Source organism: Bacillus sp. FJAT-27245 (assembly GCF_001273955.1).
Lineage (GTDB): Bacteria > Bacillota > Bacilli > Bacillales > Cytobacillaceae > Bacillus_D.
The window spans coordinates 624,069-640,059 of the sequence record NZ_LIGI01000001.1; the positions used below are offsets into that span (position 1 = coordinate 624,069).

General features: G+C 45.7%; 14 protein-coding genes. 12 read left to right on the top strand and 2 right to left on the bottom strand.

Annotated features, from left to right (window positions below; all coding sequences use genetic code 11):
* Positions 1 to 49 precede the first annotated feature (49 nt).
* The 9 genes from ADU24_RS02975 to ADU24_RS03015 all read left to right on the top strand — a co-directional run bounded on the left by ADU24_RS02975 (position 50) and on the right by ADU24_RS03015 (position 8,019).
* A complete protein-coding gene (locus ADU24_RS02975) occupies positions 50 to 526 on the top strand; it encodes a DsrE/DsrF/DrsH-like family protein (RefSeq protein ID WP_053365234.1) in 477 nt (158 codons plus the stop codon).
* A 21-nt stretch (positions 527 to 547) separates the two neighbouring features.
* The gene (locus tag ADU24_RS02980; protein WP_053365235.1) at positions 548 to 901 is read left to right on the top strand and encodes a rhodanese-like domain-containing protein; all 354 of its coding nucleotides are present in this window, start codon (positions 548 to 550) and stop codon (positions 899 to 901) included.
* A gap of 22 nt (positions 902 to 923) precedes the next feature.
* The gene (locus ADU24_RS02985) at positions 924 to 1,220 is read left to right on the top strand and encodes a rhodanese-like domain-containing protein (RefSeq protein WP_053365236.1); all 297 of its coding nucleotides are present in this window, start codon (positions 924 to 926) and stop codon (positions 1,218 to 1,220) included.
* A 37-nt stretch (positions 1,221 to 1,257) separates the two neighbouring features.
* The gene (locus ADU24_RS02990) at positions 1,258 to 1,821 is read left to right on the top strand and encodes a sulfurtransferase TusA family protein (RefSeq protein ID WP_053365237.1); all 564 of its coding nucleotides are present in this window, start codon (positions 1,258 to 1,260) and stop codon (positions 1,819 to 1,821) included.
* Positions 1,822 to 1,887: 66 nt separating this feature from the next.
* Positions 1,888 to 3,015 (top strand): MBL fold metallo-hydrolase, encoded by a 1,128-nt coding sequence (locus ADU24_RS02995; protein WP_053365238.1) that lies wholly within the window; start codon positions 1,888 to 1,890, stop codon positions 3,013 to 3,015.
* Positions 3,016 to 3,026: 11 nt separating this feature from the next.
* Complete coding sequence (locus ADU24_RS03000; RefSeq protein WP_053365239.1) at positions 3,027 to 3,803, top strand: sulfite exporter TauE/SafE family protein; 777 nt, start codon at positions 3,027 to 3,029, stop codon at positions 3,801 to 3,803.
* 542 nt (positions 3,804 to 4,345) lie between these two features.
* Complete coding sequence (locus ADU24_RS03005; protein ID WP_053365240.1) at positions 4,346 to 6,016, top strand: glycoside hydrolase family 13 protein; 1,671 nt, start codon at positions 4,346 to 4,348, stop codon at positions 6,014 to 6,016.
* A gap of 30 nt (positions 6,017 to 6,046) precedes the next feature.
* The gene (locus ADU24_RS03010) at positions 6,047 to 6,577 is read left to right on the top strand and encodes a methylated-DNA--[protein]-cysteine S-methyltransferase (protein WP_053365241.1); all 531 of its coding nucleotides are present in this window, start codon (positions 6,047 to 6,049) and stop codon (positions 6,575 to 6,577) included.
* A gap of 725 nt (positions 6,578 to 7,302) precedes the next feature.
* Positions 7,303 to 8,019: a toast rack family protein gene (locus tag ADU24_RS03015; protein ID WP_053365242.1), complete on the top strand. Its 717-nt coding sequence runs from the start codon at positions 7,303 to 7,305 to the stop codon at positions 8,017 to 8,019.
* Between the two features lie 51 nt (positions 8,020 to 8,070).
* On the opposite strand, the gene ADU24_RS03020 is transcribed toward ADU24_RS03015, so the two are convergent.
* Positions 8,071 to 8,853: an SDR family oxidoreductase gene (locus ADU24_RS03020; protein ID WP_053365243.1), complete on the bottom strand. Its 783-nt coding sequence runs from the start codon at positions 8,851 to 8,853 to the stop codon at positions 8,071 to 8,073.
* A 266-nt stretch (positions 8,854 to 9,119) separates the two neighbouring features.
* Here ADU24_RS03020 and ADU24_RS03025 point away from each other — a divergent pair, with 266 nt between their 5' ends.
* Together ADU24_RS03025 and ADU24_RS03030 are read left to right on the top strand one after the other, a co-directional pair.
* On the top strand, positions 9,120 to 11,078 hold the full coding sequence (locus ADU24_RS03025; RefSeq protein ID WP_053365244.1) for an LTA synthase family protein: 1,959 nt from the start codon (positions 9,120 to 9,122) through the stop codon (positions 11,076 to 11,078).
* 349 nt (positions 11,079 to 11,427) lie between these two features.
* A complete protein-coding gene (locus ADU24_RS03030; protein WP_053365245.1) occupies positions 11,428 to 12,894 on the top strand; it encodes a PAS domain-containing sensor histidine kinase in 1,467 nt (488 codons plus the stop codon).
* A gap of 65 nt (positions 12,895 to 12,959) precedes the next feature.
* Here the strand turns inward: ADU24_RS03030 and pepF are convergent, their stop codons facing one another.
* Positions 12,960 to 14,789 (bottom strand): oligoendopeptidase F, encoded by a 1,830-nt coding sequence (gene pepF / locus ADU24_RS03035; RefSeq protein WP_053365246.1) that lies wholly within the window; start codon positions 14,787 to 14,789, stop codon positions 12,960 to 12,962.
* A gap of 174 nt (positions 14,790 to 14,963) precedes the next feature.
* On the opposite strand from pepF, the gene ADU24_RS03040 reads away from it, so the two are divergent.
* Positions 14,964 to 15,731 carry a MerR family transcriptional regulator gene (locus ADU24_RS03040; protein ID WP_053365247.1) on the top strand — a complete coding sequence of 256 codons (768 nt, stop codon included), beginning with the start codon at positions 14,964 to 14,966 and terminating at the stop codon, positions 15,729 to 15,731.
* Positions 15,732 to 15,991: the final 260 nt, after the last annotated feature.

A 15,991-nucleotide genomic window follows, 5' to 3' on the forward strand; every position in this document is an offset into this window, starting at 1 on the left:
TTTTACCACAAATTATACCCCTTGGGGTAATGTGAATGAGGAGGCAGAAATGGAAAAGAAGAAAACGACAATTATCCTTTTTAGCGGGGATTATGATAAAGCAATGGCGGCCTACATTATTGCGAATGGCGCGGCGGCTTACGACCATGAGGTGACAATCTTTCACACCTTCTGGGGATTGAATGCCCTGCGGAAAGATGAACCGATTCAAGCGAAAAAAAGTTTTATGGAAAAGATGTTTGGCTGGATGATGCCGAGGGGCGCAGATAAATTGGGGTTATCCAAAATGAATTTTGCCGGTATGGGCCCGAAAATGATAAAGGAAGTCATTAAGAAGCATAACGCAATGCCCCTTCCACAGCTTATTGAGATGGCTCGTGAACAGGATATAAAACTGATTGCATGCACAATGACAATGGATTTGCTTGGCCTTAAGGAAGAAGAGCTGCTGGACAATATTGAATACGCGGGTGTTGCCGCATACCTTGCCGATGCCGAAGACGGGAATGTCAATTTGTTCATTTAATGAATAAGGGGAGGCAATTCAATGGAATATGCAAACTGGCTAATAATCGGATTGGCAGGATTACTACTGTTAAAACAGCTCCTCCCAGTAAAAGGTGTCCGTACCATCGGAACCGAAGACTTGAAATCTATGCTGAAGAATAAAAGCATTCAATTTATCGATGTAAGAACACCGGGGGAATTTGGGGCACGCCATATCCGCGAGTTCAAAAACATTCCACTAAACCAGCTCGGACAAAAAGCGCCACAGCTGGATAAGGAGAAAGAAGTGGTAGTTATTTGCCAAAGCGGAATGAGAAGCAACAAAGCTGCAAAACAGTTAAAAAAGCTTGGCTTTAAAAAAATCACCAATATCAAGGGCGGCATGAATGCCTAGTTTTAACGGGAGGATCAAGACAATGAAACAAATTACACCAAATGAAATTGAACAACGATTGGCTGGTGGCAAGTCACTTAATATCATAGATGTCCGGGAAACGGAAGAAGTTGCCGAGGGCAAAATTCCGGGCGCAGTAAATATCCCGCTTGGCCTGATAGAATTCAGGATGCATGAGCTTGATAAAAACAAGGAATATGTAATGGTTTGCCGTTCAGGCGGACGAAGCGGGCAGGCATGCCAATTTCTTGATAGCCACGGCTTCAAAACAATAAATATGGCAGGTGGCATGCTTGCCTGGGAAGGAAAAACTGAATAACTATTTTACCCTTTAGGGKATAGAGGAGAGTGTATCTATGATCAAGGCGGATAATCAATTGGATGCGAAGGGCCTTGCTTGCCCGATGCCGATTGTAAAAACAAAAAAAGCGATGGCCGCAATGGAGGCCGGCCGAGTCCTGGAAGTGGAAGCAACCGACAAAGGATCAAAGGCAGATTTGAAGGCCTGGGCCGAAAGCAATGGCCACCAATATCTCGGAACTGTTGAAGAAGGAAATGTGCTGAGGCATTACTTGCGTAAAACTTCCACAGAAGAAAAGGCGGAAATGAGTTTTCAGGATGTTATCAGCAATGAAGAGTTGGAGCAATTGATAAAAGGGAACAAAGGATTTGTGCTCCTGGATGTAAGGGAAGAGGCCGAATTTGCATTCAGCCATATCCCGGACGCGAAGAACATTCCGCTTGGTGAACTGGAAGAGCGGCTTGGAGAGCTAAACAAGGACGATCGGATTTTAGTCGTATGCAGGACTGGAAGCAGAAGTGACCTTGCTGCACAAAAACTGGCTGAAAAGGGTTTTGAGAACGTAAAGAATGTCGTTCCTGGAATGAGCCAATGGCAAGGTGAAACAGAGAGCATGTAAATGAGGTTATCCAATGGATTCCTCACTATTTTTTACAAAAAATAATACCATAGGGGGTATATAAAGATGGCCGTTAAGCCAATGACATCAAAAGAAGTAACAAAGAAAATCGTTAATAAAGATTCGTTATTTATTCTTGATGTACGCAATAAAGAGGATTTTAGAGATTGGAAAATTGAAGGCGAAAATTTTGTCCATTTAAATATTCCGTACTTTGAACTTCTTGACGGGGTCGAGGAGATTCTAGGCCAAATTCCTGAAGACATGGATGTACTCGTTGTTTGCGCAAAAGAAGGTTCATCCATCATGGTGGCGGATATGCTATCCGAAGCTGGTAGGGAAGTCTCGTATCTTGAAGGCGGGATGAAAGCCTGGAGCGAGCATCTCGAGCCGGTAAAGGTTGGTGATTTGAAGGATGGCGGGGAACTGTACCAGTTCGTCAGGATTGGAAAGGGATGCCTATCCTACATGGCGGTTTCAAATGGCGAAGCGGCCTTGATTGATGCTGCAAGGATGACGGATGTGTATCTAGATTTCGCATCCAAAATCGGTGCCAGAATCACCCATGTGTTTGATACGCATCTGCATGCCGACCATATTTCCGGAGGACGGGCGATAGCAGAAGCGACAGGGGCTGTTTACTGGCTTCCACCAAAGGATGCCGCTGAAGTGACATTTTCCTATGAACCGCTTGAGGACGGCAATGAAGTGAAGATTGGGAATACGAGCATCAGCATCCATGCCCTCTATTCACCTGGCCACACAATTGGGTCAACATCATTTGTTATCGATGGAAGCTATCTATTATCAGGAGATATTCTGTTTATTGATTCAATCGGAAGGCCGGACCTTGCCGGAATGGCGGAGGACTGGGTTGGGGATTTAAGGGAATCACTTTACACGCGGTACCGGAAATTGCCTGATGATTTGCTAGTCCTTCCAGCCCATTTCATGATTATTGAAGAACTGAATGAAGATGGATCTGTAGGCAAAAAGCTTGGGGTTCTATTTGCTGAAAATCATGGGCTGAATATTGAAGATGAGCAGGAATTCCGGAAGCTTGTTACAGAGAACCTTCCGCCACAGCCAAATTCCTACCAGGAAATCCGCCAGACAAATATGGGGAAAATATCCCCGGATAGCGAGCAGCAGCGGCAAATGGAAATAGGCCCTAACCGCTGTGCGATACGCTAGAGGTGGGGAGTATGGATATTTCCTTTATTATAACCATATTTCTGATCGGCTTTATCGGCTCGTATATTTCCGGAATGCTCGGAATAGGCGGTTCGATTATTAAATATCCGATGCTGCTGTACATCCCGCCGCTTTTTGGGCTTGCGGCATTTAGCGCCCATGAAGTATCAGGTATATCCGCGGTTCAGGTACTGTTCGCGACCATCGGCGGGGTTTGGGCATACCGGAAGGGCGGATACCTGAATAAGTCATTGATTCTTTACATGGGTGGAAGCATTCTCATTGGCAGCTTCATCGGAGGCTATGGATCGAGAATCATGTCGGAGGACGGGATTAATATTGTTTATGGAATCCTCGCCTTAATCGCCGCGGTGATGATGTTTGTACCGAAAAAGGGAATTGACGATGTTCCCCTTGGCCAGGTGAAATTCAATAAGTGGCTGGCAGCCGGCCTAGCTTTCGTGGTCGGGATTGGTTCCGGGATTGTCGGTGCCGCAGGGGCGTTCCTGCTCGTCCCGATCATGCTTGTCGTCCTGAAAATTCCGACCCGGATGACGATAGCATCTTCCCTTGCGATTACGTTTATTTCTTCGATTGGCGCGACAATTGGAAAGGTCACAACCGGGCAAGTCGATTATTTTCCAGCTTTAATCATGGTTGTTGCCAGCCTGATCGCTTCGCCGCTCGGAGCGATAGCGGGCAAGAAAATGAATGTGAAGCTGCTTCAGGGCATTTTGGCGGTCCTCATCTCTGCGACCGCGGTTAAAATCTGGCTTGATTTTCTATAAGTACAGTGAGGGCATTTTTCATCCCCAACTAATTGGTAATGCAAACTCTTAAGGTCCCTGGGCAAGGTAATCGAAGAAACCTGTTTTTTCATTTGATTAGACAACAGTCGCTTGAATTGCCAGCAGACCAGGGAATCAGAAATAAATCACATTGAAAGGCCAGCCTTATAACCAGGGCTGGCTATTTTGTTTTTCGCAATTCTCCCATTAATTGAAACTTTAGGGGGATTCGGTGAATGATTGCTGGAAATATGCTACAATGAGTGAGATTTTTAATTTAGCTGTTTCTAAACTATAAGGTTGAAATAGATTTTTACACCCTTTTTTCAAGAATGTAAGTTGATTGGAGCGTAGGGCACCGACTCCAGCGGGATGCAGCGGCAAGGTGGAGACCCCACGGCGCTTGCGCCGAGGAGGCTCCACTGACGCCCCGCGGAAAGCGTGTGCCTGAAGTGGAAATTAACCCCAAGGTTCTATTAGTTTACAATTTTTGATTCAACCTATATAGATATATACTATTTTCTTTATTCCGAGGTGTGGAAATGAGCAAAAAATGGTGGAAAGAGAGCGTCGCGTACCAGGTGTATCCACGCAGCTTCATGGACAGCAATGGAGATGGGATTGGCGACCTGAAAGGGGTTACCCTGAAGCTTGATTACTTGAAAGAGCTGGGGATTGATGTCATTTGGCTTTCCCCAATGTATAAATCGCCGAATGATGATAACGGATATGACATCTCCGGTTACCAGGATATTATGGAAGAGTTCGGCACGATGGATGACTTTGATGAATTGCTTGAGGAAGTACATAAGCGGGGAATGAAGCTGATTCTTGATTTGGTCATCAATCATACAAGTGATGAGCATCCATGGTTCATTGAATCCCGTTCCTCAAAGAATAATCCAAAGCGCGACTGGTATATTTGGCGCGATGGAAAAGACGGGAAAGTGCCGAACAATTGGGAATCGATTTTCAGCGGCTCCGCCTGGAAATATGATGGGGAAACCGGACAATATTTCATGCATCTTTTCTCCGAACGGCAGCCTGACCTGAATTGGGAAAATCCCGATGTCAGGGAAGCGCTGTACAGCATGGTGAATTGGTGGCTGGATAAAGGGATTGACGGCTTCCGGGTCGATGCAATCTCCCATATTAAAAAACAGCCCGGCCTCCCGGATATGCCGAATCCGGACAATCTCGACTATGTGCCGTGCTTCGACTATATGATGAACGTGAATGGAATCGATGAGCTTCTATCTGAATTTTCGGCTAGGACAATCAAGAATTATGACATTATGACAGTAGGCGAGGCAAACGGGGTAAGTCTTGTAGACGCCGATAAATGGGTCGGTGAGGAAAAGGGCCATTTCAATATGATCTTCCAATTTGAGTTCCTTGACCTTTGGGACAAAAAAGCAAAGGATTCAGTCGATGTGAAGGCGCTAAAGCGCGTCCTGACAAAATGGCAAAAAGGGCTTGAGGGAAGGGGCTGGAACGCTCTCTTCATTGAAAACCATGACCAGCCGCGCCGGGTGTCAACGTGGGGGGATGACGGAAAGTATTGGAAGGAAAGCGCCAAAATGATGGCCGCCATGTATTTCCTTATGAAAGGGACACCTTTTATTTATCAGGGCCAGGAAATTGGCATGACAAACGTCAAGTTTCCTAGCATCCACGACTATGACGATGTTGGCATGATCAATTTTTACAAACTGGAAACAGCGAAAGGCCGCCCGCACGAAGAAATAATGGAGATTATCTGGAAACGCGGACGTGACAATGCGAGAACCCCGATGCAATGGGATGATTCCCACATGGCGGGATTCACGTCAGGGCCCAAAACCTGGCTTGGGTTAAACCCGAATTATAAGGATATCAACGTTGCAAGCCAGCTTTCCGATCAAGATTCGATTCTTTCTTTTTATAAAAAGCTCATCCGGCTCCGTAAAGAAAACCCGCTATTTATTTACGGAAAATATGAGCTGTATCATCCAAACCATCCAAAGCTGTTCGTTTACACGCGTACATTGGGCTGGAAAAAGGCTGTCGTTATCTGCAATTTCCACGGAACGCCGACCCGGTTCAAAATGCCTTCTTCAATCCAGTATAAAACGAGCAGGCTGGCATTAAGCAATTATGCTATTCCTGAAAGCAAGTTAAAGAAAGAGTTTACGCTAAAGCCGTTTGAGGCGAGGGTTTACTTTTTAGATTAAAATCGCCCCATTGGGGGAGGAGGAACAGGAATGGAACATGGAGTGCGGACAATTTACTGGGAAATTCTTGAGCATGAATCTTTGACTTTGCTGCTCGCGGCCTCGGAAAAGGGATTGTGCTATGCCGGGTCACCGGGTAATGATGATAGGGCATGCGAGGCGCTTATCCAAAAAAGGTACCCTGGCGTGACGCTAATCAAGAAGAAAGAACCTCTGGAGCCGTATAAAACAGAGTTTTCCGAGTATCTTGAGGGGCGGAAAAACGTTTTTGCCATGCCGCTGGATAGCAGTGGGACGGCCTTCCAGGAAAGTGTCTGGGAAGCACTGAGGCAAATCCCTTATGGTGAAACCGTCTGTTACAGCGATATCGCTAACCGAATTGGCAAGCCAACCGCCGTCCGCGCAGTCGGTTCCGCAATTGGCGCCAACCCGGTGCTGATTGTTGTTCCCTGCCACCGGGTGGTTGGAAAGGACGGAAGCATGACCGGTTTCCGTGAAGGCCTTGATATGAAGAGATTTTTGCTCGATTTGGAAAAGAAGAATACTTTGGCGACTACATGAAGAGGGATGCAGGAACTTTGCGGAGTTCCTGCTTTTTTATTGCCAGGAATTTATAAAATTGAACATTGTGGATAACTCTAAACAAGTTATTGAAAACCAGCTCCACCAGGAAAGCTACGGCAGCATAACCTCGTCTAAAGGTCCAGCCTGTTTAAAATGCAGTTGCCCTGTTTCGAAGAGAGTGCTTTTAAAAAACCGGCAGTTAGTTCACCTGTTGCCATCATGGCGGGATGATTAACCGGGGAGCTTGGAATTGTAAATGTGGCAGAAAAGTGACAGTTTTCGATAACTGTGCTGAAATTTTCGATAAGTACAAAAAAGTGGGGGATAAAATCAAAAAATTTTCGATAAGTGGCCCGAAACTTTCGATATCTTTTCCCGGGCCAAAAAACTGCAAAAATATTTCTTAAGTTGGCCGTCAATTTGGAACGTATTTACAAAATACATTAGATTAGGAACAGAAAAAAGGGGGAAATGATTTCGATTGCATTGGATAGAGCAATTCCGCTTATCATTTATGGGTTCTACTATTCGTTTGCAGGACATCCATTGCTTTTAAAACGAAATTATGAACCCAGATACCAACTTTTTCACATGTATTCCCCAAGCCCAAAAGCCGAACCCGGCTAAGACCTAGCCGTATAGAAAAATATGGCACGAGGCCGTATGCGAAACCCAACAACTATATTATTATGAAACTATAAACAGTGGTTGGGGGAATTTGGATGAAAAAGTTATTGGTTGTTTTACTAATTGCAACCGTACTCGGTTTTACGGCAAAGTACGCAATGGGAGCCATTTTTGGCGGAGGCAGTAAAAAGGATTTAGTTGTGGAAAAAGATAAGGCGGAAAGCCTCGATGTTGAAATGAACTTGGGGGTTGGCAAGCTTCAAGTAACCGGAGGCGCGGATGAATGGCTTGAAGGAACAGTTGTTGAAAACAAAAAGTTTAAGCCTGAGCTTTCCTACCATCTTTCAGGGAAAAGGGGAAAGGCAGTCATTGAGCAACAAAAGAATGGATTCTGGAATTTCAGCTTTGGCAAGGCGGAAAACAAATGGAAGATTGCCTTGACAGATGAGATTCCGATCGATTTGCGGGTAAATGCGGGTGTGTCCAGTACGGAACTTGATTTGCGCGGAGTTGAATTGTCCAATCTCGAGGTTGACGGCGGAATCGGAGATATAGAAATAAACCTTGGCGGCAAGCGGGAAAAAGGATTCCATACAATTTTAAACCTCGGCGTTGGCAAAACGACAATCATTTTGCCTAAGGATGTTGGAGTGAAAATCACGACAGATAAAGGAATTGGCCAAGTGGGCATGGATGGCTTTACAAAGAAGGGCAAAAATGTTTACGTGAACGAGGCGTTTGAGGATTCTGATGATGTGATTATTATCGATTCGAATCTGGGGGTTGGCGAGGTCAATTTTAAAGAGGAATAATGGGAGGGCAGGCCATCAACAAGGCCTGCCTTTTTGCCATTAAAAAAGTTACTATAAGAGCGATTCCGCGCCGTCGATATAAATCTCGGTCCCGGTAATGTGGTCGGAGAGGGAGGAAGCTAGGAAGTATACAAGATCGGCAACCTGTTCCGGCTTCCCGGGGCCATTTTCAAGTGGCTGGCTCCCTTCCGGGTATTCGACCGGAATTTTGATTTCCTCCAGCTCGTCTTCGGCGGGAAATGTGTTTTCATCAATATTCGTTTCAATGGCTCCCGGACAAATGGTGTTTACGCGTATTTTGTATTTCGCGAGTTCAAGGGCTGCCATCCTCCCAAATCCGGCCTGGCCGATTTTCGAGGTGCTATAGGCGGAAAACCCAAAATTTTTATAAATCCGGTTCCCATTTATGGAACTGGTAATGATGATGCTTCCGCCCTGTTCCTTCAAATAAGGGATCGAGTATTTGACTGTCAGGAAGGTGCCTTTCAGATTCGTTGTAATCGTCTCGTCCCAATCCTCGGGCGCGAGTGTCTCGATTGGAGCAATTACGCCATTGATGCCTGCATTGGCAAAAACGATATCAATCCTTCCGAACTCATCCAATGCTTTTTTGTACGCGGCTTCAACATCTTCCGGCTTTGAGACATCACACTCTACTGTAATGGCGCTGCCCCCTTTTTTCTCGATGATGCCTTTGACCTCTTCACCGTTTTCCGCTTTCAAGTCTACCAGGGCGACCCGTGCCCCTTCTTCGGCGAGCTTGATTGCGGCGGCTCTCCCTATACCCGAGCTGGCTCCCGTAATAAAAGCGACTTTGTCATCCAATAATCCCATTTTTGCCCCTCCTTCAAAAATTGCTACCCTTTTTCTTATCCCCATCTAACTGAAAAAGAAACATTGGCCGTCTGCTTAATGAGGAAGCCAAAGAATCAAGTCCCCGCTTCATTCAAGGTCACGCAGGAGGAGGAAACAGGTCCGCTGGCATGGAAGAGCGTCCTTTTAAGCAGTAATTTTATTTTGTTTGCCCGAGTATACTTTTAAAGCAGCACGTACAGACAGGGAGAAATTGTGTACGGCATTCGGGGCAAAGGGTGGGGAGTATGGCTGAGTTTGGAAAGAGGGATGGTCTTCTTTTTTATTTCATTTTTTCACTGTTATTCATGGAATTCGCTTTTAGGGAAGGGGTTTTTCAGAAAATCCTGCTTAGGGATTATATACTGGCGGCAATTTTCTTGCTCGGAATATCCTTGTTTCTCTATTTCATTACCGGCTTTATGGAAGGCAAGGCAGGGTTTACGGTTTCGTGCATTTTGATTGGGCTTGTTTCCACTTTGTACGTATCGCAATTTATTTACTTTAAGTTTTTTAAAACCTTTTATACAGTCTATTCGGCAGGAAATGGAGGACAGGTTGCCGAGTTTTGGAGAGATATTGGAACCCTTGCATGGCAGAATGCTATTTGGCTGGCTCTACTGCTGTTGCCAACAGTGAGTTTTCTTTTTTTCGGCCATTACCTATCCTTTCAAAAGCAGGACAAGTTGAATAGACTCACCCTTATTGTATGCATCATATTCGTCCAAATAGCTGGGATGGGAACTTTGAAGGCCAGCGGGAAAGGGATAAATTCAGCATACGACCTCTATTACCAAAGCAGCATGCCTCTCCTTTCGGTTGATCGGCTTGGGCTGCTCACCACAATGAGGATTGACATGCAGAGGCAGCTGTCAGGCTGGGAACCCAAGCTTGCCGCTTCAATCAAAAAGCCATCAGGAGATTTAGGGAACACCCCTCCTTCAAAACGTTCATCCGGGGAACAAAATGGACGTGGATACAATGTAATGAATATAAATCTGGAACAACTCGCGGGTAAGGAAAAGGACCGTAATCTGAAAGAAATGTATACGTATTTCAGCACGGTAGAGCCGACTGAAAAAAACCGTTATACAGGAAAATTCAAGGGTTATAATTTAATTTTTTTAACCGCTGAGAGTTTTTCTCCGTACGCTGTAAACAGGGAAATTACCCCGACTTTGTATAAGCTTGTCCATGAGGGCTATCATTTCACAAACTTTTATAATCCGGTATGGGGAGTAAGCACCTCCGATGGGGAGTATGTTGCCTGCACAGGGCTTATTCCGAAAAGCGGCATCTGGAGCTTTAAGGCATCCGGCCGGAACTATATGCCCTTTACGATGGGAAACCAGCTGAAAATGCTTGGCTACGAAACAAGGGCATACCATAACCATACCTATTCCTATTACGGAAGGGATGTATCACATCCGAATATGGGGTATGACTATAAAGCCGTCGGCAAGGGGCTCGAGGTGAAGAAAACCTGGCCGGAATCGGATATTGAAATGATTGAAAAGACCGTGCCAGACTTTATTGGGCAGCAGCCGTTCCACACGTATTACATGACAGTGAGCGGGCATATGCAGTACAACTTTACCGGGAATTATATCGCCTGGAAAAATAAAAAAGCCGTCGATGGGCTTCCTTTGTCGACCGAGGCAAGGGCTTATTTAGCCACACAAGTTGAACTGGACCGGGCACTTGCGCAATTGCTCGAAAGACTGGAAGAGAATGGGGTGGCAGACCGCACCTTGATTGCGTTGAGCGCGGACCACTATCCATATGGCCTTTCAGTTGAGGCGATTGATGAATTGGCCGGGCACAAAGTTGATAAAACGTTTGAACTGTACAAAAGCCCCTTCATTCTTTATGCAAAAGGAATGAGGCCTGAAAAAATCGATAAGCCTGCCTCCAGCCTTGATATCATTCCAACTTTATCAAACCTCCTCGGGCTTGAATACGATTCGCGCCTGCTGATGGGAAGGGACATTTTTTCGAACTCGGAGCCGCTCGTCATGTTTGTCGATAAAAGCTTCATTACAGACCGGGGAAAATACAATTCCGTTACAAGGGAATTTACTTCTTCGGGGAAAGCAACTGTTGATAAGAAGTATATTGACATGGTTTCGGACATAGTGAATGCGAAATTCCATTATTCCGCTAAAATACTAGAAACGGATTTTTACAGAAAGGTGTTCCAAAAGTAAGCTGGATACTGCTCCATTCTGCCATCAAAAGTCCAGGATGTGAGCAAGGCGGCGACCATCCTTTCCTATCACCATAATTTGTTCCGCGACAATTTTTATTATCTTTGATGGACGGGAGCTGCCGGCAACTTTCAAACAAATGATGAGGAGAAATGCCAAAGAAGCGCGCACATGCTTTTTCGGCATTTTTTTATTTGGGAATCTTTTATCGACAAGATGGCTTGATATTAAGTAAAATGGAAGTAAAATGAATGATTTGTCAATGAATTCTTTTTAAAACAGAACCTGGAATGAAGTTCTTCCACATTTGATTGTCGGCCACAAGTTTTAAAATTAGGAGGCAAGAACCATGTCCAAAAGCTACCCTATTTTCGGTTATAAGGCCGGAATGATGGATATCGATTCGGAAAAATTGGCTGACCTGTTTTTCACCTGCACCCCGGATGGCTTTGTCATTTTGGACATGGATAACCGTTTTATACGGGTAAATCCGATGTACACGGCCATTTTTGGGTATGAGGAACGTGAACTGCTCGGGAAGAATTTTGATGAATTTGGCTACCCGGAAAGGGATGGCGAAATTCTGGAACAGGTCAAGCAGGGGTTAACGTTCACCAATCTGAAAACGGAAGGCTACCACAAAAATGGCAACCTTCTTGATATTGCCGCCTCCTTCTCCCCTTTTAAGGATTCTAACGGAAATGTTGCGGCTGTGATTGGAATTTTCCGTGATATTACCGAATCGAAAAAACTTGAAAGGGAATTGAAGAAAAGCAGGGAACTTTACAGGCTCATTACTGAAAATACGACCGACCTAATCAGCATTTTTACAAACACGCGGCATAAAACCTTCCTGTTTGCTTCTCCTTCGCATGAAAAATGGTTTGGAAAGACGCCGGAACAAATTGTGGGAAGGAGCCTTTATGATTTTATTACGGAAGAGGAAGCGGCTTCCTTCAAGATTCTTCTTGAGGAGTATGAAAGGACCGGAGAGCCCATTTTTTTCGAAAAAGAAATGAGGACGATCAAGGGCGATACAATCTACCTCGAATACAATGTTTCGCCAATTTATAATGAAAGCAATGAGATTGAAACCTTCCTGGCAATCGCCAGGAATATTACGGATCGTGTCCGCAATGAAGCGGCGCTGCGGAATCTTGACCGGCTTTCCATCATCGGCCAGCTTGCCGCCGGGGTTGCCCATGAAATCAGGAATCCACTTACCTCACTGAAGGGCTTTTCGAAACTCCTTCACGGAGGAACTTCAGCGGAAAAACAGGAACAATATTTGGAAATTATCCAGAATGAGCTAGAACGGATTGATATCATTGTGAATGAGTTCATGTCGCTGGCAAAGCCCCAGGCAATCGAGTTTAAAAGGGCGCAACTTTACTCGATCATTGAAAGTACCATCAACATCCTCCAACCGCAGGCCTTGCTTCATAATGTCCAGATTAAGACAAATTATCCTGCTAAAAACATTGAGTTGATGTGCAGCCCAAACCAGCTGAAACAGGTATTTGTAAATTTCCTTAAAAATGCCATTGAAGCCATGCCGGATGGGGGAAATGTGTATATCATAGTGCAACTAATTAAAAACAGCCGGGTCCTGATCCAGTTCAAGGACGAGGGCATCGGCATTGACCCTGAAATTATTGGCTATCTCGGTACACCTTTTTATACAACGAAGGACAAAGGAATCGGGCTAGGCCTTACGGTGAGCAATAAAATCCTCCAGGAGCATGGCGGGGAAATGAAAATTGACAGCCAGGCGGGGATTGGCACAACAGTCAGCATTGAACTGGAATGCTTGTAATCCAAAAAAAGGGCAATAATTATAGGCGCATGGGACAAGTCCCGTGCGCCTTCATTGATTTTATATTATACTCTTTCGTTTTCCTCGTAGGACTTTTCAAGCTCATCAATCAGGGTACCAACATAAGCGACGGCATCCTTGATTGGCTGAGGCGTGGACATGTCGACGCCCGCATGTTTCATCAATTCAAGCGGCTTCATCGTTCCGCCAGCTCGGAGGACCTCAAGCCAGCGGTCAACCGCAGGCTGCCCTTCCTCTTTTATCAGCTTTGCGACGGCTGTTGAAGCGGTCAGCCCGGCGGAATACGTGTACGGATAAAGTCCCATATAGTAATGCGGCTGGCGCATCCAGGTCAGGCTGGCGCCTTCATCTAGGACAACGCTGTCTCCCCAGAATTCAGAGAGGACGTCTCCCTTGATCTCTGTCAGCTTTTTCGCGGTCAGCGCGCCGCCCTTTTCTGCGAACGCATATACTCGGCGCTGGTATTCGCCTTCAAGAAGATGCGTCACGAAGTTATGGTAGTACGTACCGAGCAATTGCAGTACAACCCAGCGGCGCATCCGCGTATCCTCGGTTTTGTCCATCAGGTGCTGGGCGAGAAGCATCTCGTTCATCGTGGACGGCGCTTCGACAAAATACATCGATGGCCGGGTGTTCATGATGCGCTGCTCCTTGTTTGCAAGGTAGAAATGGCCCGCGTGCCCGAACTCATGGGCAAGCGTGAACGCACCGCGCATATTGTTCTGCCAGGTAATCAGGATGTAAGGGTGGGCGCCATAAGGGCTTGAACAGAACGCCCCGGTTGATTTCCCGACATTATCGGCGAGATCGACCCATCTTTCTTCAAAGCCGCGCTTTATAATTTCGCTGTATTCCGGCCCCATCACTTTAAGGGATTCCATGATAATCTCGCTTGCCTCTTCATAGGTCGTTTCCGGATTGAACTCAGGGTCGAAAGGAGCCTTCAGGTCGCAAAATCTCAGCTCATCCAGGCCCAGGACCTCCTTTTTCAATTTTGCGTATCGGCGCATATGCGGCGCCAACTCTTTGAAAATGATGTCCAGCTGGTTGTTGTACATTTCAATTGTCACTTTTTGCGGCTCAAGGAGCATATGGGTAACGGATTCGTAGTTCCGGAGACGGGCGAGAGTAACCTGTTTTTTTACTTCGGTAGCGTAGGTTCCGGCGATTGTATTCCTATACTGCTTCAATGTTTTTACAAAAGAATCATAAGCCTTCCTGCGAAGGTCGGTATCTGCGGAGAACTCATACCTGTTTTCAAATAAGGCAAATGAAACAGGCAATTCATTCCCGTCCTTATCCTGGATAGGCGAAAATTCCATATCGGCAAGCTTGCTCAAGTTATAAATTGTATAAGGTGCGGAATGGACCTCCCCGAGGGCAGCAAGCGTTTCCTCGGTTTCAGGGGAAAGCCTATGCTTCTTTGTATCAATGAGTTCAAAAAGGTTTTTGCGGAAGGCTTCAAGGCCCGGTTCCTCGTTTATGTACGCTTCGATGGCACCATCCGGGAGGGAAAGAATTTCTGAATCAATAAACGATAGTGCGGCGTTCGCTTCCGTCCTTACCTGGGCGGCCCGGGCGGAATTTGCCTGGTTGAGCGGATCTGTTCCGTCGGCTGACTGGTTCAGGCTAGCATAGGTCATGACTTTGATTAGCTTCATTGCAAGGCGTTCCTGCGCGGAAAGGCATTCCAAAAGAACAGATGCGCCGGCTCCCAGCCTACCTTTATAAATATCAAAACCTTTAAGATCTTCCCTTACGCTTTCCAGTTCAGCTTCCCAGGCATCAATGCCTGAAAAAAGGCTGGACAAATCCCAAGTTAATTCCTCGGAAACCTCGGAACGGGTAAGGCGTTTTTCAATTGTTTTGTTCATAATACTATCCCTCCAGTTTATTTCGTGCCTCTAAACATATCTTATAATATGTGAAAGTTCTGTCAACTATTATTTGCCTTTTTAGGTGACAAAAAAATAGGCATATTTTTTCAACTAAGGGAGTTGACCTTTACGTAGCGTTAAGGTGTACAGTAATAGCAAGGAGGTGCCGGAATGGAATACACGGTTCAAAAGCTGGCAATGATGGCCGGCGTAAGTTCAAGGACTTTAAGGTATTACGATGAAATTGGCCTCCTGAAGCCGGCAAGGATTAATTCATCCGGATACCGGATTTATGGGGAGGCGGAAGTAAATAAGCTGCAGCAAATCCTGTTTTACCGAGAGCTTGATGTTTCCCTTGAGGCTATAAATGAAATTCTGCAATCGCCTGGGTTTGACAGTGTCGCAGCGCTTAAGGAACACCGGGAAAAGCTCCTAGAGAGAAGGAGGCAGTTGGATCTTTTGCTGGCAAATGTGGATAAAACAATCAAAATGACAGAAGGAGGTACGAAAATGAATGACAAGGAAAAGTTCGAAGGCTTCAAACAAAAAATGATAGAAGAGAATGAACAAAAATATGGAACGGAAATTCGTGAAAAATATGGTGCCGAAGCGGTGGAACAGTCGTACGCGAAGGTCAGGGGGATGACAGAGGAACAGCATCGCGAGGCGGAAAGGCTAGCTGAACAAATCATGCTACACATATCGAAAGCCATTGCGACAGGCAGGGATCCATCTGGCGAACTTGCACAACAAGCGGCAGAACTGCATAAAAAATGGCTGATGCACTACTGGGGCAGCTATAGCCCCGAAGCCCATGCAAACCTTGCCCAAATGTATGTCGACGATGAACGGTTCCGTAACTATTATGACAAGGGTCAGCCCGGTACGGCTGAATTCCTTCGCGATGCAATTCATATTTACACCGGACAGAAAAAGTGAGAGCTGTGTTGCATGTTCGTCATTCTAATCCTACAGGTGCTAAAAGAAGATTAGAGCCTGAAGGGATGTAGCCAGCGGATCCTTCGGGCGTTAAAAGCAGATTTAAAGCCCGAGTGGCTTTGGCCGGCCGTTCCTTCGGGCGTTAAAGTAAGATTGATCCCCTTCCTCATTCAAAACCGCTTGTTTCAAAAAAATCCCTTGAAAATTCTGAAAGGTTAAGAGAACATGAACCTATACAGAGGTTAAAAGGGGGAAGCAAC

Excerpts from the sequence above, each read along its gene's own strand:
- ADU24_RS03015 (WP_053365242.1), top strand. The coding sequence starts at position 7,303 with ATGAAAAAGTTATTGGTTGTTTTACTAATTGCAACCGTACTCGGTTTT.
- ADU24_RS03020 (WP_053365243.1), bottom strand. The coding sequence starts at position 8,853 with ATGGGATTATTGGATGACAAAGTCGCTTTTATTACGGGAGCCAGCTCG.
- ADU24_RS03030 (WP_053365245.1), top strand. The coding sequence starts at position 11,428 with ATGTCCAAAAGCTACCCTATTTTCGGTTATAAGGCCGGAATGATGGAT.
- ADU24_RS03010 (WP_053365241.1), top strand. The coding sequence starts at position 6,047 with ATGGAACATGGAGTGCGGACAATTTACTGGGAAATTCTTGAGCATGAA.
- pepF (WP_053365246.1), bottom strand. The coding sequence starts at position 14,789 with ATGAACAAAACAATTGAAAAACGCCTTACCCGTTCCGAGGTTTCCGAG.
- ADU24_RS03025 (WP_053365244.1), top strand. The coding sequence starts at position 9,120 with ATGGCTGAGTTTGGAAAGAGGGATGGTCTTCTTTTTTATTTCATTTTT.
- ADU24_RS02985 (WP_053365236.1), top strand. The coding sequence starts at position 924 with ATGAAACAAATTACACCAAATGAAATTGAACAACGATTGGCTGGTGGC.
- ADU24_RS02995 (WP_053365238.1), top strand. The coding sequence starts at position 1,888 with ATGGCCGTTAAGCCAATGACATCAAAAGAAGTAACAAAGAAAATCGTT.
- ADU24_RS02975 (WP_053365234.1), top strand. The coding sequence starts at position 50 with ATGGAAAAGAAGAAAACGACAATTATCCTTTTTAGCGGGGATTATGAT.
- ADU24_RS02980 (WP_053365235.1), top strand. The coding sequence starts at position 548 with ATGGAATATGCAAACTGGCTAATAATCGGATTGGCAGGATTACTACTG.
- ADU24_RS02990 (WP_053365237.1), top strand. The coding sequence starts at position 1,258 with ATGATCAAGGCGGATAATCAATTGGATGCGAAGGGCCTTGCTTGCCCG.
- ADU24_RS03040 (WP_053365247.1), top strand. The coding sequence starts at position 14,964 with ATGGAATACACGGTTCAAAAGCTGGCAATGATGGCCGGCGTAAGTTCA.
- ADU24_RS03005 (WP_053365240.1), top strand. The coding sequence starts at position 4,346 with ATGAGCAAAAAATGGTGGAAAGAGAGCGTCGCGTACCAGGTGTATCCA.
- ADU24_RS03000 (WP_053365239.1), top strand. The coding sequence starts at position 3,027 with ATGGATATTTCCTTTATTATAACCATATTTCTGATCGGCTTTATCGGC.